Annotated in this window: 16 protein-coding genes; 6 read left to right on the forward strand and 10 right to left on the reverse strand. The window is 74.8% G+C overall.

The window, feature by feature from the left end; genetic code table 11:
* Positions 1–202 precede the first annotated feature (202 nt).
* Positions 203–970: a response regulator transcription factor gene (locus tag AB0J00_RS16390; protein ID WP_357746491.1), complete on the forward strand. Its 768-nt coding sequence runs from the start codon at positions 203–205 to the stop codon at positions 968–970.
* A gap of 239 nt (positions 971–1,209) precedes the next feature.
* The gene (locus AB0J00_RS16395) at positions 1,210–1,860 is read left to right on the forward strand and encodes a response regulator transcription factor (RefSeq protein WP_357746494.1); all 651 of its coding nucleotides are present in this window, start codon (positions 1,210–1,212) and stop codon (positions 1,858–1,860) included.
* A gap of 15 nt (positions 1,861–1,875) precedes the next feature.
* On the opposite strand, the gene AB0J00_RS16400 is transcribed toward AB0J00_RS16395, so the two are convergent.
* Positions 1,876–2,703: an ABC transporter permease subunit gene (locus tag AB0J00_RS16400; protein WP_357746496.1), complete on the reverse strand. Its 828-nt coding sequence runs from the start codon at positions 2,701–2,703 to the stop codon at positions 1,876–1,878.
* Positions 2,704–2,744: 41 nt separating this feature from the next.
* The gene (locus AB0J00_RS16405; protein ID WP_357746499.1) at positions 2,745–3,782 is read right to left on the reverse strand and encodes an ABC transporter ATP-binding protein; all 1,038 of its coding nucleotides are present in this window, start codon (positions 3,780–3,782) and stop codon (positions 2,745–2,747) included.
* Between the two features lie 413 nt (positions 3,783–4,195).
* Here AB0J00_RS16405 and AB0J00_RS16410 point away from each other — a divergent pair, with 413 nt between their 5' ends.
* Positions 4,196–5,407, forward strand: coding sequence for a right-handed parallel beta-helix repeat-containing protein (locus tag AB0J00_RS16410; protein WP_357746502.1), 1,212 nt, complete (start codon positions 4,196–4,198; stop codon positions 5,405–5,407).
* Between the two features lie 70 nt (positions 5,408–5,477).
* On the opposite strand, the gene AB0J00_RS16415 is transcribed toward AB0J00_RS16410, so the two are convergent.
* On the reverse strand, positions 5,478–6,365 hold the full coding sequence (locus tag AB0J00_RS16415) for a hypothetical protein (protein WP_357746505.1): 888 nt from the start codon (positions 6,363–6,365) through the stop codon (positions 5,478–5,480).
* Positions 6,366–6,500: 135 nt separating this feature from the next.
* On the opposite strand from AB0J00_RS16415, the gene AB0J00_RS16420 reads away from it, so the two are divergent.
* Positions 6,501–7,736 carry a serine protease gene (locus AB0J00_RS16420; RefSeq protein WP_357746509.1) on the forward strand — a complete coding sequence of 412 codons (1,236 nt, stop codon included), beginning with the start codon at positions 6,501–6,503 and terminating at the stop codon, positions 7,734–7,736.
* Between the two features lie 21 nt (positions 7,737–7,757).
* Here AB0J00_RS16420 and AB0J00_RS16425 read toward each other — a convergent pair whose 3' ends face one another.
* The 7 genes from AB0J00_RS16425 to AB0J00_RS16455 all read right to left on the reverse strand — a co-directional run bounded on the left by AB0J00_RS16425 (position 7,758) and on the right by AB0J00_RS16455 (position 15,608).
* Complete coding sequence (locus tag AB0J00_RS16425) at positions 7,758–8,180, reverse strand: VOC family protein (RefSeq protein WP_357746511.1); 423 nt, start codon at positions 8,178–8,180, stop codon at positions 7,758–7,760.
* A gap of 117 nt (positions 8,181–8,297) precedes the next feature.
* Positions 8,298–9,506 (reverse strand): EAL domain-containing protein, encoded by a 1,209-nt coding sequence (locus tag AB0J00_RS16430; RefSeq protein ID WP_357746514.1) that lies wholly within the window; start codon positions 9,504–9,506, stop codon positions 8,298–8,300.
* 142 nt (positions 9,507–9,648) lie between these two features.
* Positions 9,649–10,338 (reverse strand): carbon monoxide dehydrogenase subunit G, encoded by a 690-nt coding sequence (locus AB0J00_RS16435; protein ID WP_357746516.1) that lies wholly within the window; start codon positions 10,336–10,338, stop codon positions 9,649–9,651.
* A complete protein-coding gene (gene cutA, locus AB0J00_RS16440; protein ID WP_357746518.1) occupies positions 10,335–12,752 on the reverse strand; it encodes an aerobic carbon-monoxide dehydrogenase large subunit in 2,418 nt (805 codons plus the stop codon). The genes AB0J00_RS16435 and cutA overlap by 4 nt, the downstream gene beginning before the upstream one ends.
* Positions 12,749–13,267 carry a (2Fe-2S)-binding protein gene (locus tag AB0J00_RS16445; protein WP_357746520.1) on the reverse strand — a complete coding sequence of 173 codons (519 nt, stop codon included), beginning with the start codon at positions 13,265–13,267 and terminating at the stop codon, positions 12,749–12,751. The genes cutA and AB0J00_RS16445 overlap by 4 nt, the downstream gene beginning before the upstream one ends.
* Positions 13,264–14,139, reverse strand: a complete 876-nt coding sequence (locus tag AB0J00_RS16450) for an FAD binding domain-containing protein (protein WP_357746522.1) — start codon at positions 14,137–14,139, stop codon at positions 13,264–13,266. Before AB0J00_RS16450 ends, AB0J00_RS16445 begins: the two co-directional genes overlap by 4 nt.
* Positions 14,136–15,608 (reverse strand): solute carrier family 23 protein, encoded by a 1,473-nt coding sequence (locus AB0J00_RS16455; RefSeq protein WP_357746525.1) that lies wholly within the window; start codon positions 15,606–15,608, stop codon positions 14,136–14,138. The genes AB0J00_RS16450 and AB0J00_RS16455 overlap by 4 nt, the downstream gene beginning before the upstream one ends.
* A gap of 148 nt (positions 15,609–15,756) precedes the next feature.
* Between AB0J00_RS16455 and AB0J00_RS16460 the strand changes: the two genes are divergently transcribed.
* Both AB0J00_RS16460 and AB0J00_RS16465 read left to right on the forward strand, forming a co-directional pair.
* Complete coding sequence (locus AB0J00_RS16460) at positions 15,757–17,238, forward strand: FdrA family protein (protein ID WP_357746528.1); 1,482 nt, start codon at positions 15,757–15,759, stop codon at positions 17,236–17,238.
* Positions 17,235–18,653 carry a DUF1116 domain-containing protein gene (locus AB0J00_RS16465; protein WP_357746530.1) on the forward strand — a complete coding sequence of 473 codons (1,419 nt, stop codon included), beginning with the start codon at positions 17,235–17,237 and terminating at the stop codon, positions 18,651–18,653. Before AB0J00_RS16460 ends, AB0J00_RS16465 begins: the two co-directional genes overlap by 4 nt.
* Positions 18,654–18,743: the final 90 nt, after the last annotated feature.

The raw sequence follows: 18,743 nt of genomic DNA on the forward strand, positions 1-18,743 counted from the left end.
CCGGTGCCCGCCCCGCGGCGGTCCGTCGCACGACCGGAGGCCCCGGGTGGTCGCCATCCGTCGGGAGCGTCCTGCGACTCGGGTATGAACAGGCGGGTCCGGGCGCGCACCCGGTGGCGGATCGACGGGTGGATCACCTAGCGTCCTGCAGACCCGACGAGCGGCATTGCCCTCACGGGCCCGGACCGAGCGGAGCTGGGACATGGGCGGGGAGCCGGACGGCCAGGTGGCCCGTGCGCAGGTGGCGGCGGACCGGCCCGTGGAGGTGCTCGTCTGCGACGACCACGAGGTGCTCCGGCAGGGCGTGCGCACCGTGCTGGCCCCGGTGCCGGACCTCACGGTGGTCGGCGAGGCGGCCGACCCGGACGAGGCCCTGGCCCTGGCCGCCCGGCTGCGGCCCCGGGTGGCCCTCCTCGGGGAGGGCCTGCGCGGCGGGCGGGCACCCGCGGCCGGCGACCTGGTCGCTGCGCTGGCCGCTCTCGGCGTCCGCGTGGTGCTGCTCGGCGAGTCGAGCACCGACCTGGTGCTGGCGCTGCAGGCCGGGGCGACGGGCTACGTGCACACCACCGTCACGCCGCAGCGGCTGGTGGAGGGGCTCCGGGCGGCCGCGCGGGGTGAGACGGTGCTCGACCCCGCCGCCGCCGGCGAGCTGCTGCAGCACCTCGACGGCACCCCGCACGGGGGCGGGGCCGGCCCCGCCCCCCGCAAGGACCCGCTCACCGCCCGGCAGACGGCGGTGTCCCGGCTGGTCGCCGAGGGGTTGTCCAACGCGGAGATCGCCGAGCGGCTCGACGTGAGCCCCGCGACGGTGAAGGGCCACATCACCGTGGCCCTGCGGCGGCTCGGGCTGCGCGACCGCACCCAGCTCGCGATCCACGTGCACCGCACCTCGGTGACCGGCGGCGAGGGGGGCCGGGCGGGCGGCCCGGCGCCGGGCACGCCGGGCGCCGCCGTCGACGGGCTGCTGTGAGAGAGGTGTGAATTCGCGGGATCGATGATGCGCAATGCAATCGGTCGGTCCGCTAGCGTCCCGGTCGGTCGAGGAAGCTCGCGGACCCGAGCCCGGACGAGGCGGGCTCCGGCCCACGGACGGCCGTCCGGCGCGGACAGGGGGAGCTCATGAGCCAAGGTGACCGCCGTGCACCGGCCAGGTGGGCCGGTCCCCCCGTCCGGCCGGGGCGCCCCCGTCCGCCGCGTCCCCTGGTCCGGGTGCTGCTGTGCGAGGACCACGAGGTCTTCCGGCTGGGGCTGCGGGTCGTGCTCGAGCGGGAGCCGGACATCGCCGTCGTCGCCGAGACCAGCCACTTGGCCCAGGCGCTGGAGGCCTCCTCCCCCGCGCCGCCGGAGGTGCTGGTCGTCCGGCAGGGCCTGGTCGCGGACGACGACCTGGTGCTGCTGCGCGACCTGTGCCGGAGGGGCACCGGGGTGCTGGTGCTCGCCGACCACGGCCCCGGTCACGGCGCCGGCTGCGCGGAGCTGGTCGACGTGCTGCAGGCCGGGGTGCGCGGGTGCCTGCCGCGCCGGTCGGCCGCGCAGCGCCTGGTCGACGCGGTGCGGGCGCTGGCCCGCGACGAGGCGACGCTGGACGCGGCAGCGACCAGCCAGCTGGTGCGCTACGTGACCGGCGGCGCCTGCCGGTCCCCGCAGCTGCCCACCGCGCTGGACCTGCTGACCGAGCGGCAGCGGGAGGTGGCCGAGCTGGTCGCCCAGGGGCTGAGCAACGAGGAGGTGGCCGCCCGGCTGTTCCTCAGCCTCGCGACGGTCAAGAGCCACCTCACCGCGGTGATGCGCCGGCTCGACGTCCGCACCCGCACGCAGCTGGCCATCCTGGTCAACCGCAACAGCTCCCCGGCCGCCTGAGCGGCCGGGCGCCGGTCAGCTGACGTCCCGCCGGACCAGCAGCAGGCCGGTCAGCGCCACGGCCGCGACCAGGAACCCGCCCAGCACCAGGGCGGCCTGGGTCCCCCCGACGGTCGCCGCCACCCCCGGGGTGCGCAGCGTCGCGCCCGGCCCGGCCAGCGCGGCGACCAGGGAGCCGGCGTTGACCCCCGGCAGGGCCGCCTGGGCCGCGTCGAAGAAGCCGAGCAGCGGGGCGGCGACGTTGACCACCAGGTTCTCGACCGCGAGCACCCACACCAGGCCGAGCCCGACCGGCAGGGCGGTGCCGCGCAGGGCCGTGCCGAGCAGCATGCCCAGCACTCCCCAGGTCAGGGCGATCAGCAGCCCCCCGCCGAACCCCGCGGTGAGGCGCGCCGCGCTGGGCCAGGCGACGGGGGCCGACTCGATCCCCGCGATGGCCCGGCTCGCCACCGCGGTCACCAGCAGGCTGACCACCACCGTGCCCGCGAGCACCACCAGCAGCGCCAGCAGCTGCGCGGTGAGCACCGAGCGCCGGCGGGGACCCTGGGTGAGCAGGGTCCCCAGGGTCCGCCAGCCGTACTCGCTGCCGGCCAGCAGCGCGCCGAGGGTCAGCAGCAGCGCGCCGCCGAACAGCGGCAGCCCGGACAGCGCGTTCTCGACCAGCCGGTCGGGCAGCACCTGGGCGAGCAGCGCCTCGGGTGAGCTGCCCTCGTAGGCGGAGCCGCGCCGGTAGCTGCTGTACGGGATCACGGTGCTGAAGACCAGCTGCAGCGACGGCCAGAGGCCCAGCAGCACCCAGGTGGCGGGCCGCCTGAGCAGCTTGGTGAGCTCGGCGGACACCATCCCGGGGAGCGGACCGGCGGGGCGGGCCGCCGCGACCGCGGTCACCGGCCGGCCCCGGGGCGCAGCCGCCGACGGCGGGGGTGCTCCGGTGGTGGCGCCGGCGGTGCCACACCTGCCGGCCCGGGTTCCGTCACCTGCAGGAACACCTCCTCCAGGGTCCGGGCCTGGCGGCGCAGGCCGGTGACGTCCACGCCGGCGAGCACGAGCGCGCGGTTGACCCGTGCGGTGTCCCCGGCGCCGGCCTCCAGGCGCAGGGCGCCGTCGACCACGGTCACCCGGTCGGGCCCGAGCAGCTGCGTCACCACCGCCAGCGCCTCCGCCAGGGGCTCCGCCTCGACCACCAGGCTGGCCAGGCCGAGCAGGTCGCCCACGTCGCTCTCCACCACCAGCCTGCCCCCCGAGACGACCGCGACCCGGTCGCACACCTGCTGGACCTCGCCCAGCAGGTGGCTGGACAGCAGGACGGTGCGCCCCTGGCCGGTCAGCGTCCGCAGCAGCTGCCGCATCTCGGTGATGCCGGCCGGGTCGAGGCCGTTGGTGGGCTCGTCGAGGACGACGAGCGCGGGGTCCTTCAGCAGGGCGGCCGCGACCCCGAGCCGCTGCTTCATCCCCAGCGACCAGGTGCTGAAGCGGTCGTCGGCGCGCTCGAGCAGGTCGACGGTGCCCAGCACCCGCTCGACGCGGTCGGCCGGCGCCCCGGCGTAGCGGCTCAGCACCCGGAGGTTGTCCCGCCCGGACAGGTAGGGGTAGAAACCCGGTCCCTCGATGAGCGCGCCCACCTCCGTCGCGGACGACCCGGCGGGCCGGCCGAGGACCGTCGCCGTGCCGCTCGTGGGACGGACCAGTCCCACCAGCATGCGCAGCGTCGTCGTCTTGCCCGCGCCGTTCGGGCCGAGGAACCCGTAGACCTGCCCGCGGGGGATCCGCAGGGAGAGGTCGTCGACCACCACCCGCGACCCGTAGCGCTTGGTCAGGTGCTCGGTCACCACCACGGCGTCGGCGTCGGCGTCCGCGTCGGCGTCCGCGCCGGCCGGCTGCTCCGGCCACCGGTCGGCGATCGTCCCCCGGGTGCTCCGCATGCCGGGCACTGTGCTGGATCCGGGCGGGTGTGTCGACGGCTGCAACGACCTGGGCGGCCGCTTCCGCCGGGGGGACGGCGTCGTCCGGTGGGCGGGTGGTGCGGGGGCGCGACCTCCTGCCCGGTGCCCGCCCTCCGCAGGTCGTGCACCGGCCCCGCCGGAGGTCGCGGGACCGACCCGGGGCGCGGCGCAATGCAGACCCAGGACGTCTTGGACGCGGCGACGTCGTCGTCGATGGTTGTCCGCGCCACGCGACAGGGCGCCGTCCGTGCGTCCGTGCGGGATCGCCGGCGATGCGGTGCGACCAGGAGGACGACATGCGGTGGACGACATCGACACTGATCCCGGTACCACTCACGGGCCGGGCGGCCGCTCCCCGGCGTCGCTGGGCGGCCCGGGCCCGGGTGACCGCGGTGGCGGCGGGGCTGGTCCTGGCCGCGGTCCCGCCAGGGGTGGCCGCCGCCGGCGGGGGCTCGACCACCTGGGTCGTCCACCTGGGGCAGTCCATCCAGGCGGCCGTCGACCAGGCGCGGTCCGGGGACACCGTCAAGATCGCCCCCGGCACGTACCGCGAGGCCGTGTGCGTCGTGGGGAAGGGCCTGACGGTCGTCGGCGCCGGTGCCGGCCGGACGACGATCACCTGGCCGGAGTGGGGGGCCGGCAAGCCGCTGCCGCCGGTGGCGGCCAACCCCTGCTGGACCGCCCAGGAGCAGGCGGACGCCGAGGACGACCCGGGCACGCTCGCCGACGACGTGTCCGGCTTCTTCTTCCTCAACCCCTCCGGCCCGGTGAGCGTCTCCCGGCTCAGCACCGTCAACCACCCGGCCAGCGGGATCGTCGCGTGGGGCGCGCACGGGTTCGACGTGCACCACACGACGGGCACCGGGCACGAGCGGTACGGCGTCTCGGCCGCGGCGTCCACCGGCATCTCCGTCACCGGCAACGTCGAGAAGGGCGTCGACCGTGGCGCGCCCTGGTACAGCGGCACCGCAGGCGTGGGGGTCAGCGACTCCGACGGCGCCCGGGCGCGGATCATCGGCAACCGGGTCGAGGGGGAGAACCTCGGCGTGTTCGTCCGCGAGAGCCGCGGCGGCACGGTCACCGGCAACACGGTGACCGGCAACTGCGTGGGCATCCTGTTCTTCGACGACTCGGCCACCGAGGTGCCCGACACCAGCCACCACGTCGAGGGCGGTGACTTCACGATCAGCGGGAACGCCGCGATCGCCAACAACCGGTACTGCATCGCGGGTCGCGACGGCAGCCAGCGGGTGTCCGGCGTGGGCATCTCCGTCACCAACGCCGACCACGTCCGGATCCTCGGCAACGTGGTCCGGGGCCACCACCCGGTCGTCCCGGCGGGCGCGCAGCCGATCAACTACCCGCCGGCCGGGCTGAACCTGGTCAGCTTCAGCCCGCCGCCCGGGACCAACCCGCCGGGTGCCGTCGACCCGGGCCTGGTCGAGCACGTCACCGTCAAGGGCAACGTGTTCAAGGACAACCAGCCCGTCGACATCTGGGTCACCCGCCCGATCCCCGGCACGCTGCTGCAGGGGACCGGACCGGGGATCGACATCCGGCACAACCTGTGCGCGGCGAGCGACCCGGCCGGCCTCTGCGGCTGACCCGGTCCGCCCCCGGGGCCCCCTCCTCGACGGGAGGGGGCCCCGGTCGTGCGCGAGGAACCGCGGCCGCTCAGCCCGGCGACCCGGTCCGCGACGGGAGCGGAGGACGGCGGCGGAGGCCCTCGTTCCACAGCTCGACGGTCTGCAGCACCCAGAACACCGCGAACAGCACGATCAGCGAGGTCTCCAGGCTCAGCGCCCAGTGCGCCCAGTCCAGCGTGAGGAGCAGCACCACGTGCGCGACCGCGGCGGCCGCCATCCCGGCGGCCACCCACGCGTAGCGGTTGACCCGCCGCGCCGTCCGGCTGGTGCGGAAGTCGACGGCGTCCAGGCAGACGGTCAGGAAGACCAGCCCGAACATGGCCCCGGCGGCCACCACGTGGCCGTGGCCGACGAACCAGCCGCGGGCACCGAGGAAGACGCCGAGGGCCGCGGCCCACAGCGCGGTGACGACGGCGTAGCCGACGACCGCCGTCCGGCCGGGGCGCTGCCGGCCGCCGCGGGTGAGCCGCACCGCGGTGAGCACCCCGACCACGCCGAGGGCCAGGCCGCCGGCCGCCAGCAGCGCCGTGACGCTGGTGGCCACCGCGGCGTCCCGCCCGGCCGTCGCGGCTGGCACCGACGAGCAGCCGCCCGCGTCGGGGGTGGGCACCAGCGCGACCACCGGCGCGCAGATCCCCGCGAGGTTGAGCAGCAGGTCCTCGCCCTCGGTGCTGCTCTTGAGGCAGACCAGGCAGACGCCGATCGCGACCAGCGCGCCGACCAGCGCGCCCTGCGCCGGGGTGTACCAGTAGGCGCTGATCGAGGGCTGCCAGCAGCCGCCGGGTGCCCGCGCGTGCTCGTGCAGCACCGCGGCCAGCAGGGCGGCGACCAGCACGATCATCGCCAGCCGCAGGTACCGCCAGGTCTTGACCGCGGCCAGCGCCGGGTCGGGGGCCGCTCGTCTCGCGCCGTCCACGGGTGGTCACTACCCAGCTCGCGGCCTCGCGGTCGCTGTCGGTGATGCCGCGCGCGGGCCGTGCCGGGGTCCGTTGACCCGCCGGCTCCGGGCCGGGAGCCTGCGCCGACTGCGACGCGCGGGGAGCGGGGGACCATGAGGGTGCGGCGGGTGTGCGTGCTGGGCGCAACGGGGTTGCTGGTGGCGGGCTGCTCGCCGCTCGGCGGGGACGCCGAGGTGGCGGCCGCGACGGTCACGGTGACCGCTCCGGCCCCCTCGGCGCCGTCGTCGTCCCCGGCCTCATCGTCCCGGGCCACCGCGTCGTCCTCGACGTCGTCGTCCGCACCCGCCCCGTCGTCCAGCGCCCCGCCGCCGACCCTGCAGCAGGCGTTCGAGCGGGTGCGGTCCGGCGTCGTGCGGTTCGAGGTGGCCACCTGCGACGGCAACGCGATCGGCTCGGGCTTCGAGCTGTCGCCGACCCTGGTGGCGACCGCGGCGCACGTCGTCGACGGTGGGCAGGTCATCCGGATCATCCAGGGGACGACGTCGACCGCGGGCACTGTGATCGGCATCGACCCGGGCGCCGACGTCGCACTCGTGCGCACCGCCACCCAGCTCACCGGGCACCCGTTCACGTTCGCCGGGACCAGCCCGGCGGTCGGTGACCAGGTGGCCGCGATCGGCTTCCCGATGGGCGACCCGCTGTCGTACAACACCGGCACCGTCAACGGGCTCGGCCGCAAGGCGGTGGTCGACGGGCTGCCCCGGCACGACCTGCTGGAGATGGACGCCGCGGTCACGCACGGCAGCAGCGGCGGGCCGGTCATCCGGCCGGACGGCGCGGTGGTGGGCCTGGTCGACGCGGGCCCGGACGGCGAGGCCGGCCGCCGGCTGGCCGTGTCCAGCGCGACGGCCCGCCCGCTGGTCGACGGCTGGGCGCAGTCCCCGCAGCCCGTCCTCCCCGGGGACTGCGCCGAGGCGGTGGACGAGGCCGGCGACCCGCTGCCGCCCGGCGACGTCCCGACGCGGGCGGACCTGCAGGCCGTCACCACGCTCGACGTGTACTTCCGGGCCGTCAACGGCGGCGACTTCACCACCGCGGTCGCGCAGCTGGCCCACCCGGTCGACCTCGAGACGTTCACCGAGGGGGTCACCAGCACCCAGGACGTCGACATCACCTACCGCTCGGTGGCGCAGGAGGGCGAGGACCTGGTGGTGTGGGCGACGTTCACCAGCCACCAGGACGCCGGGCGCGGGCCGGCCGGGCGGCCCCAGGAGACGTGCACCGACTGGTCGCTCGACTACGTGCTGGCCCAGCGGAACGGGCTGTGGCTCATCGACGCCACCCGGCCGCACGACGGTCCGGCCAGCGCCCCCTGCGCCGCCGGGTGACCAGGCGTCCTCCCCGCGCTGTCAGGAGGCGGCGTACTGCACGGCCACGTCGAGCACCCAGGTGACGCCGAACCGGTCGCGCAGCATCCCGTAGGCGGGCGACCACTGCGCCGGGCCGAACGGGACGACCACCTCGGCGCCCTCGGCCAGCCGCGCCCAGCAGCCGGCGACCTCCTCGGCGGTCTCGCCGCGCACCGAGACGAAGAAGCTGTTCGTGCCCCGGTCGAACGGTTGCGCGGCCGGCACGTCGTAGGCCATCACCCGGAACCCGTCGCCGGCCACCTGGCCCCAGGTGACCTGGTCGGCCTCGGCCGGGTCGGTGACGGCACCGGCGTCGGCGTAGGTGACGACGGCGAGGTCGCCGCCGAAGACCGCCTGGTAGTGCTCGAGGGCCGCGCGGGCCTCGCCGCGGAAGTTCAGGTGGGTCGTGGTCGCGATGGTCATGCTGGCTCTCCTCGCCGGTGGTCGATCGGCGGGGGAGCAGGCCCGGTCGGCCCGCTCTGCCCCGTCGATCCCGACGCTAGGGAGCGTTGGTGCCAGTTCCTGACCGCAGTAGTGGGCTCAGGCGCGCTGGAGGACCGCGGCCGGCCGGTCGGCGTCGGAGGCCGTCAGCGTCTCGGCGGGGCCGGGCCGGCCGAACAGCCAGCCCTGCCCGCTGTCGGCGCCGAGCGCGTGGAGCACGGCGTGCTCAGCGGCGGTCTCGACGCCCTCGGCGACGATGTGCACGTCGCAGCCGTGCGCGAACTCCACCAGCGAGCTGACGAGCTTGCGCAGCACCGGGTCCCGGTCGACGCCGCTGACGATGCTTCGGTCGATCTTGATGACGTCGGGCGCGGTGACCACGATGTGCCGCAACGAGGAGAACCCGGCGCCGACGTCGTCGATGGCCAGCCGCATGCCGGCGGACCGCAGCGGGTCCAGCGCCGCGGTGAGGGCGGGGTAGTCCTCGACCTGGTCGTGCTCGGACAGCTCGAGCAGCACGCGGGGCAGGGGGAGGGCCGCGAGCAGGTCCAGGCAGTCGGGGGTCAGCAGGGTGGCGGGGGAGACGTTCACCGAGACGTAGCCGTCGACCCGGCCGAGCAGCTTGGCCGCCCGGCGCAGCGCGAGCAGTTCCAGGTCGTGCCCCTGGCCGATGGAGTGCGCCTCGGCGAAGACCACGTCGGGGGCCTTGGCCCAGTCGGCGGGGAAGCGGCTGAGCGCCTCGGCGCCGACGCGGGCCCCGGTGGCGAGGTCGACGATCGGCTGCAGGACGACGACCGGCCCGCCGGCGTCGACGACCTGGTCGAGCCGGCCGCTGATCTCGGCGTGCTGCTGCCGGGCGCGCAGGTCCGGCTCGATGATCACCGACGCCGCCTCGGCCAGCACCTGCATGAGGGTGGCGTCGCGGGTGCTGAGCTCGGGGTCGCTGGTCATGCCGAAGGCGCAGAAGCTGCCGTAGACCTCACCGTCGCTGAGCACGACCGGGGCGGTGACGAAGCTGCGGACCCGGGGCACCCGGGCCGGGCGCAGGCGCATGGCGTCGGGGAAGTCGCGGACGTCGGGCATCACCGCGGGCAGCCGGCCGTCGATCACCGCCTGGCAGAACGAGGTGTCCTGCGGCTGGCTCTGGCCGTCGTGGAAGACCACCGGGTAGGCGGACTCCACCACCTCCAGGTGCTGGGTGGTGCCGTCCATCCGGCTGAAGAACGCCACGCTCAGCCCGAGGGACTGCCGTGCCGTCTGCAGCAGACCGGCGATCTGCTGCTCCGCCTCCGAGCGCTGCTTGCGCACCTGACCTCTTCCGTCGTCATCGACGGCGACCTGGCCCGGTGTCGTCCAGGTGGTCGCTCGTCCCTGTGATCGGCAGAACTGGTTGCGCACCACACATCAAGGCCGGTGATCGCCGGCCGGCCTCACCCGTTGGAGGCGGGCGTCAGCCCCGGCGGCCGAGCAGGTAGCCGACCCACACGCCGAGCAGGGTGAGCAGCCCGCCGCCGGCGGCGCCCACCAGCAGCGGCTTGGCCTCGGCCGGCACCCAGCCGCCCGCGCCGGCGGCCGCCGCGGCGGGGCGGGCGTAGGTCGTGGGTCCGGAAGGGGCGGCGGGCGCCGACGGCGTTCCCGCGGGAACGGCCCCGGCCGTCGTCTCGCTCACCGCGGCGGCGCTCGGCCGCTGCTCGGCGGCCGCGGGGCTGGCGAGCTCGCGGTCGATGGCGGAGAAGAACTGGCCGGCCATCCGCTTCGCGACGCCGGTGATCATCCGCTGGCCGACCCCGGCCACCGCGCCGCCGACCACGGCCTCGGCGTTGTAGGTGAGCTTCGTGCCGCCGTCGACGGCCTCCAGGGTGATCGGCACCGTGGCGCGGACCGACCCGGGCCCGCCGGAGCCCGAGGCGTGCATGACGTAGGACGTCGGCCGGTTCAGGTCGGCGAGCCGCACCTCGCCGGAGTACTTGCCCTTGACCGCCCCGACGCCGGCGGAGACGACCATCGTGTAGCTGTCCTCGCCGACCTGCTGCAGCGACTCGCAGCCGGGGATGGTGCGCACCAGCACCGCCGGGTCGGTGATCACCGACCACACCTCCTCGGGCGAGCCGCTGAGCACTGCACTGCCGTCGAGGTTCACGCCATGGCTCCAGTCGTGGTCGGGGTGTTGGTGACCACCTCCGCGGTGTCGGACCGCATGAGGTCGTACAGCTCGCTCGGCGAGATCGGCATCGCGGCGATCCGCCGCCCGACCGCGTCCTCGATCGCGGAGGCGATCGCCGCCGAGCCGGGGATGACGCCGGCCTCGCCGGCACCCTTGATGCCGAGCGCGTTGAGCGGCGACGGCGTCTCCTGGTGGTCGATGTCCACCGGCGGCACCTCGCTCGCGTAGGGCATCAGGAAGTCCATGAACGAGGCGTTCTGCAGCTGCCCGTCGCGGTCGTAGGCCATCCGCTCGTACAGCGCCCCGCCCACGCCCTGCGCGACGCCGCCGTGCACCTGGCCCTCGACGATCATCGGGTTGACGATCTTCCCGCAGTCGTGGACGACGGCGTACTGCACGACGTCGATCTCCCAGGTGGCCGGGTCGATCTCCACCACCGCGGCGTGCGCGCCGGCGGCGAAGGTCGACCGCAGCGGCGAGTAGTAGTCGGTGTACTCCAGCCCCGGGGAGTCGCCCACGGCCACCGGCGGCTTCGAGTCGTCGGCGGGGCCGGCGAACTGGGTCGCCTGCCGCGCCGCCTCGTCGAAGGCGTACCGCAGCGGGTTGGACAGCACCGCGACCGTGCGCAGCGGGATCAAGGCGCCCGGCGTCCCCTTGACCTGGATGAGCCCCTGCTCGATCTCCAGGTCACCCGGGTCGGCCTCCAGCACGTCCGCGGCGATCCGCAGCGCCTTCTCCCGCACGCCCTTGGCGGCCAGCGCCACGGCGTTGCCGCTGACCACGGCGGCGCGGGAGGCGAACGTGCCCACCGCGTAGCCGAACCGGCGGGTGTCACCGGTGGTGACCTCGACGTCCTCCAGCGGCACGCCGAGCTCGGACGCCGCCAGCTGCGCGAACACCGTCTCGTGCCCCTGGCCCTGCGAGGTGAGGCCGGTGGAGACGAGCACCTTGCCGCTGCCGAGCACCTGCACGTGCGCGCCCTCGTACGGGCCCGGACCGGTGCCCTCGACGTAGGGCGCGAGCCCTGCCCCGAGCAGCTTCCCGCGGGCGGCGGCCTCGGCGCGCCGCTCCTCCATGCCGGTCCAGCCGACCAGCGCCTCCAGCTTGTCCAGCAGCCCCGGGTAGTCGCCGGAGTCGTAGACCAGCGGCTTGCCGTCCTGGAAGGTCAGGCCCCAGTCGTAGGGGAACTGGTCGGGCTGGATGAGGTTGCGCCGGCGCACCTCGAGCCGGTCCAGCCCGCGCTCCTGCGCGATCCGGTCCATGGTGCGCTCCATGACGAACGTCCCCTGCGGCCGGCCCGCGCCGCGGTACGGCGTCACCAGCACGGTGTTCGTGTAGACGCTGAACACCTGCGCCCGGTAGACGGGGATGTCGTACGGGCCGCACAGCTGGGTCGCGGTGTTGATCGGGACGATGATCCCGTAGTTCGTGTACGCCCCGTTGTCGTGCCAGACCAGGACGTCGAGCGCGGTGATCTTCCCGTCGTCGTCGTAGCCGACCCGGACCTCCTGGCGCTGCTGCCGCTCGTGCGCGCTGGAGACGAAGTGCTCGCGGCGGTCCTCGGTCCACTTGACCTCGTGGCCGAGCTTGATGGCGGCCATCGGCACCAGCAGCTCCTCCGGCCACGGGTGCACGATCTTCACGCCGAAGCCACCGCCGACGTCGGGGGCGATGACCTCGACCTTGTCCAGCGACATCTCGAGCTTCGCGGCGATCGCCGCCCGCACCGAGGTCGACGCCTGGGTGCTCGAGTAGACGCGCAGCGAGGCGTCGTCGGGGTCGAAGCGCGCGTGCACGCCCTTGCCCTCCATCGGCATCGAGGCGCTGCGCTCGAAGTACTGGGTGAAGCTGAGCGTGTGGGCGGAGGCGGCGAGCGCCGCCTCGACGTCCCCGGTCTCCTGGTGGTGCCGCGCGGCGATGTTGTCCGGGACGTCGGGGTGGACGGCGTGCTCGGCCGCCTGCGCCGCATCGACGCCGACCACCACCGGGAGCTCCTCCCAGGTGATCGCGATCCGGTCGCAGGCGTCCTCGGCGACGTACCGGTCGGTGGCCACGACCATCACCACGGCCTCGCCGACGTGGTGGGCGACGTCGCGCACCAGCGTGTAGCCGGTGCGGGGCGCGTGCAGCTGGGGGTGCGGGATGAGCACCGGCAGCGGCTCGGCCATCGGGCCGGTGAGGTCCTCGTAGGTGTAGATCGCCAGCAGCCCCTCGACCTCGAGCGCCGCGCTGACGTCGACGTCGACCACCCGGGCGTGCGCGTAGGGGCTGCGGACGAACGCCGCCGCGTACGCGTCGGCGCCGATGTCGTCGAGGTAGCGGCCCTTGCCGACGATGAGCCGGGCGTCCTCGCGCCGGCGGACCGGCTCGCCGAAGAACTTCGTGGTCACGAGGCCGCCTCACGCAGCTTCTCGGCGGCGGACCGGCAGGCCTTCTTGATGTTGGCGTAGCCGGTGCAGCGGCAGAGGTTGCCGCCGACCAGCTCGTCGACCTCCTCGTCGGAGATCGGCGTGCCGGCGTCGCGGGCGTCGAGCCCCGCGGCGATCGTGGTCAGGAAGCCCGGCGTGCAGAACCCGCACTGCAGGGCGTGGCACTCGCGGAAGGCCTCCTGGATCGGGTGCAGCACCTCCCCGCCCTGGTGGTCGGGCCGGCTGAGCCCTTCGACGGTGGTGACCTCGCAGCCGTCGACCTGCACGGCGAGCACCAGGCACGACCGGGTCGGCTCACCGTCGACGAGCACCGTGCAGGCGCCGCAGACGCCGTGCTCGCAGCCGACGTGCGTGCCGGTCAGCCCGAGGCCGTGGCGCAGCGCGTCCGACAGCAGCCAGCGCACCGGCACGGTGGCTTCACGTGGAACACCGTTCACGGTGACCGAGATGGTGCGTTCGGTCTGGATGCTCGTCATGCGGCCCTCTCGATCGCTTCCGCTGCCGCGGTCGCGAGTGTCCGTTCGGTCAGCGTGCCGACCAGCAGCCGGCGGTAGTCGGCAGAGGCGTGCAGGTCGCCGTCCGGGTCGACGAGGCTGCGGGCCAGCGCGCCGGCGGCCGCCCAGTCGGCGCCGTCGACGGGCGTGCCCGCCACCGCCTCGGTCAGGTCGTGCACCTCGGGGGTGAGCCCCACCGAGAGGTACGCGGCGCGGGCCGCGGCCACCCGCAGGTCGTCGTCCAGGGTGACGACGACGGCCGCGCCGCAGACCGCGTAGTCGCCCTTGCGGCGGGCGATCTCGGCGAACGCGGTGCCCGAGCGCGGCGGCAGCGCGGGGAAGAACGCGTCGGTGACGACGGCCGGGCCGGTCACCGTGGTCTCCAGCGGGCCGACGAAGAAGTCCCGCCAGCCCACGGCCGACGACCCGGCCGGCGTGGCCACGGTGACCGATCCGTCGGTGAGCGCGAGCACCGCCGTCATCTCCCCGGAGGGGTCGGCGTGCGCGATGGAGCCGACCGTGGTGCCGCGGTTGCGGATGGCCGGATGGGCGACGTTCGCCGTCGCCCGGCCGAGCAGCGGCTGGACCGCGGCAGCCTCGGGGGAGCGGAGGAGCTGGGCGTGCCGGACCAGCGCGCCGACGCGGACGCCGGACTCCCCGGCCTCGACGGTGTCGAGGCCGGGGACCCGGTTGATGTCCACGAGCGTGCTGGGGGCCGCCAGCCGCATGGAGAGCAGCGGCAGGAGCGACTGGCCCCCGGCGAGGACCTTGGCCCCGTCGCCCTCGGCAGTGAGGACGTCGAGTGCTTCGCCCAGCGTGGTGGGCCGGGCGTAGCCGAACGGTGCGGGCTTCACGAAGTGCGGGTCACCCCCGAGCCGCGGGTGTCCTGCCCGACGGTCTGGTCGAGGCTGGACGGGTCGGCGCCGCCGAGGTCGTGGCTGCCGGCGGAGCCCAGCGCGATGCCGGTGCCGCCGTAGTAGCCACCCTCGTTGCGCAGCGCGGCACGCATCTCGGCGGGTGCGAGGACCCGGGCGAGGTGCCAGCCGAGGACCGCGACGATCGTGCCCAGCGCGATGCCGCCCAGCGAGTAGTTGTCGGTGAACTGCATGTTGACGTTGCCGATGGCGATGATGATGCCCGCGGCGAGGGGGACCAGGTTGATCGGGTTGCCGAAGTCGACCCGGTTCTCCTTCCAGATCTTGGCGCCGAGCAGGCCGATCATCCCGTAGAGGACGACGGTGATGCCGCCGAGCACGCCACCCGGGGTGGCGTTGACGATCGCGCCGAACTTGGGCACCAGGCCCAGCAGGATCGCGACGATCGCGGCCACGTAGTAGGCCGCCGTCGAGTAGACGCGGGTGGCGGCCATGACGCCGATGTTCTCCGCGTACGTGGTGGTGGGCGAGCCACCGACCGACGTCGCGACGACCGTGCCGATGCCGTCGGCGAAGATCGCGCGGCCGAGCACCGGGTCGAGGTCGCGCTTGGTCATCTCGCTGACCGCCTTGACGTGCCCGGCGTTCTCCGCGATCAGCGCGATGACGGCCGGCAGCACGAGCAGCGAGAAGTTGAAGCTGAAGTGCGGCGCGGTGAAGTCGGGGGTGCCGAACCAGTCGGCCGCCTTGACGCCGCTCCAGTCGACCCGGTCGTGCGAGGTGGCCTCGGCGGCACCGGCGAGCTTCGAGGTGATGGGGCCGGCGGTGGCGTCGAGCAGCACCGACAGCAGGTAGCCGAAGACCAGGCCCAGCAGGACCGAGATGCGGGCCCAGAAGCCGCGCAGCGCCAGCGAGACCACGATGACGAAGGCCATGGTGGCCAGCGCGACCCACTGGTCCTGCGGCCAGTAGGTCGAGGAGACGACCGGCGCGAGGTTGAAGCCGATCAGCAGCACGACCGCACCGGTGACCGCCGGCGGCAGCACCCGGTTGACCAGTCGCGGGCCGGCGAAGTGGATCAGGATGCCGACCAGCGCGAGCACCACGCCGGAGACCAGGATCGCGCCGACCACGTCGGCGGACTCACCGCCCTGGGCGCGCACCGCGGCCACGCCGCCGACGAACGCGGCGCTGGTGCCCAGGTACGAGGGCACCTTGCCCTGCACGATCAGCAGGAACAGCACCGTGGCGATCCCGCTCATCATGATCGCCAGGTTCGCGTCCAGGCCCATGACCAGCGGGAAGACGAAGGTCGCCCCGAACATCGCGACCACGTGCTGGGCCCCGATGCCGACCGTCAACGGCCACGACAGCCGCTCGTCGGGCGCCACCGCCTGGCCCGGAGGCGGGGTCTTCCCGTCGCCGTACAGCTTCCACCCGAACGCCATCATGGGTCCTCTCTGAACCATCCCCCAACCTGTGGACCGGAACTGTGGCACCCGCCACCGACAGCTGGGAAGTCCTTCAGAGCTAAGACTTTGTTGCGTTCTGATTTCCCTCACCGCTAAGGGACTTCCTCGGGTAGCGTCCGCCCCCATGAGCGCCCCGACCGACGTCGCGGACTCCGTCCGGCACGTCTCCCTGCGCAGCGGCGTCTACGCCGACTCCGTCCGGTTGATGCAGGTCAGCCGCGAGATCGGCGCGCGGCCGGGCGTGCGCGCCGTGCTCGTCGCGATGGCCACCCCGCTGAACCTCGAGCTCGCCGCCGGAATGGGCCTGGCCCCGGACGGCGACGCCAAGCCCGACCAGCTGCTGATCGCGCTGTCCGCGACCGACGACGCCGAGCTGACCGCCGCGGTCGCCGCCGTCAACACCGCGCTCGCCGCCCGGGAGCAGACCGGGGAGGCGCAGACCATCCCGTCCCGCACCATTGCGGCCGCGCTCGCCGAGGGCCCGGGCCGGGCGCTGGCGGTGGTCAGCGTCCCCGGGCAGTACGCCGTCCTCGAGGCCGCCGACGCGATCGACGCCGGGTCCAGCGTGCTGGTCTTCAGCGATGGCGTGCCGGTCGAGCACGAGGTGGCGCTCAAGCGGGCCGCCCACGAGGCCGGCGTGCTGGTGATGGGCCCCGACTGCGGCACGGCGATCGTCTCCGGCGTGGCGCTCGGGTTCGCCAACGTCGTCCGCCCCGGGCCGGTCGGGCTGGTCGCGGCCTCGGGCACCGGCGCCCAGCAGGTCAGCTGCCTGCTCGACATGGCCGGCGTCGGCGTCTCGCACGTGCTCGGCGTCGGCGGCCGCGACCTGTCGGCCGCCGTGGGCGGGCTCGGCACCCTCGACGCGCTCGCCGCCCTGGCCGGCGACGAGGGCACCGAGCGGGTGCTGCTGGTGTCCAAGCCGCCCGCCCCCGAGGTGGCCGCGCGGATCCGCGAGGCGGCCGCCGGGCTGTCCGTCCCGGTGGGCGAGGCCGTGCTCAGCGCCGACTCACCCAGCCTCACCGCCGCCGTCGAGACGCTGCTCGGGGAGCTGGGCGTCGACGTGCCGGAGTGGCCGTCGCGCCCGGGCACCGCCGACGCTCCCGCGCCGGGCGCCGTCCTCAAGGGATTCTACGCCGGCGGCACGCTCGCCGACGAGGCGATGCTGCTCGCCGGGCCGGTGCTCGGCGACGTCCGCTCCAACATCCCGCTGCGGCCCGAGCTGGACCTCGGCACGGACCTGCGGGCCCGCGGCCACGTGGTGGTCGACTTCGGCGACGACGCGCTGACCGTCGGCCGGGCCCACCCGATGATCGACCCGACGCTGCGGCTGGAGGCGATCAGCAACCTCGCCGCGAGCGGGGAGCCCGCCGTCCTCCTGCTGGACGTCGTGCTCGGCCACGGCGCCGAGGCGGACCCGGCCTACTCGCTGGTGCCCGCGCTCCAGGCCGCCGGGCTGCCCGCGGTGGTGGCGCTCATCGGCACCGAGGCGGACCCCCAGGGCTGGTCCCGCCAGGCCGACGCGCTGGCCGAGGCGGGCGCCGCGGTGTTCGCCAGCAACGCGCAGGCCGTCCGGTACGCCCTCGACCTGATCGGAGAACGGGCATGAGCGAGCTGCTGTCCGGCCCGCCCGCGATCGTCGCGGCCGGCGTGGAAGTCTTCTCCACCGCGCTGCGCACCCAGGGCGCCGACGTCACCGACGTCGACTGGCGCCCGCCGGGCTTCGGAGCACCGGAGGACCTGACCCAGCTGGCGCTGGACCGGCGCCGCGCGTCGGCCAACCGGACGGCGGTCGAGCGGATGCTGGCCGCCGGCTCCGTGCTGACCGACGTCCGGCCCGCGCGCGAGGTGCTCGGCCTCCCCGACCGCACGCTGCTGCACTCCGGCCCGCCGCTGGACTGGGAGCACGCCTCCGGCCCGATGCGCGGCGCGTGGATCGGCGCCTGCCTGTTCGAGGGCTGGGCGTCGACGGTCGAGGAGGCGGAGAAGGTCCTCGCCGCCGGCGAGATCGCGCTCGACCCGTGCCACCACCACCGCACCGTCGGCCCGATGGCCGGCGTCACCAGCCCGTCGATGTGGATGTGGTGCCTCACCGACCCGGTGGGCGGCGGGCAGGCGTTCTGCAACCTCAACGAGGGCCTGGGCAAGGTCCTGCGGATGGGCGCCTTCAACGACGAGGTGCTGACCCGGCTGGCCTGGATGCGCGACGTGCTCGGCCCGGTGCTGCAGGCCGCCGTCCGCAGCCGCACGGAGCCGCTGGACGTCAAGGCGATCCTCGCCCAGATGCTGCAGATGGGCGACGAGGGGCACAACCGCAACCGGGCCGGCTCGCTCATGGCGCTGCGTGAGCTGTCGCCGTCGATCGTCGCGGTCGACGCCGCGTCGTCGGGGTGGTCGAGCAGCGACATCGCAGAGGTGCTGCGCTTCATCGGCGGCAACGAGCACTTCTACCTGAACCTCGGCATGCCGACGGCGAAGCTCGCGATGGACGCCGCCCGCGACGTCCCCGGCTCGACGATGGTCACCGTGCTGTCCCGCAACGGCACCGAGTTCGGCATCCAGACCGCCGGCACCGGCGACCGCTGGTTCACCGGCCCGGCCAACACCCCGGTCGGGCTCTTCCTCGGCGACTACGGCCCCGACGACGCCAACCCCGACATCGGCGACTCCGCGATCATGGAGGCCTACGGCGTCGGCGGGTTCGCGATGGCCGCGGCACCGGCGATCGTGCGGTTCGTCGGGGGCACCGTGCCCGACGCGCTGGCCACCACCGAGCGGATGTACCAGCTCACCCTGGCCGAGAACCCCGCGATGCAGATCCCGATCATGGGCTTCCGCGGCTCGCCGTCCGGGATCGACGTGCTCAAGGTGGCGCGCACCGGCTGGCTGCCGCAGATCAACACCGGCATGGCCGGCCGGGTCGCCGGCACCGGCCAGGTCGGTGCCGGGCTGGTCCAGCCGCCGCAGCAGTGCTTCGAGCAGGCGCTGGCCGCGCTCGCCGAGGAGTCCCGCCGGGCGGCATGACCTCGGCGTCCTCGTGGCCTCCCGGCGCTGGAGGCCACGAGGACGCGGGTCTCGCATGCGGCCGGCCGCGCCGGGTAGTCGTCGGGCCCA

It is taken from the genome of Modestobacter sp. NPDC049651, from assembly GCF_040659695.1.
Classification (GTDB): domain Bacteria; phylum Actinomycetota; class Actinomycetes; order Mycobacteriales; family Geodermatophilaceae; genus Modestobacter.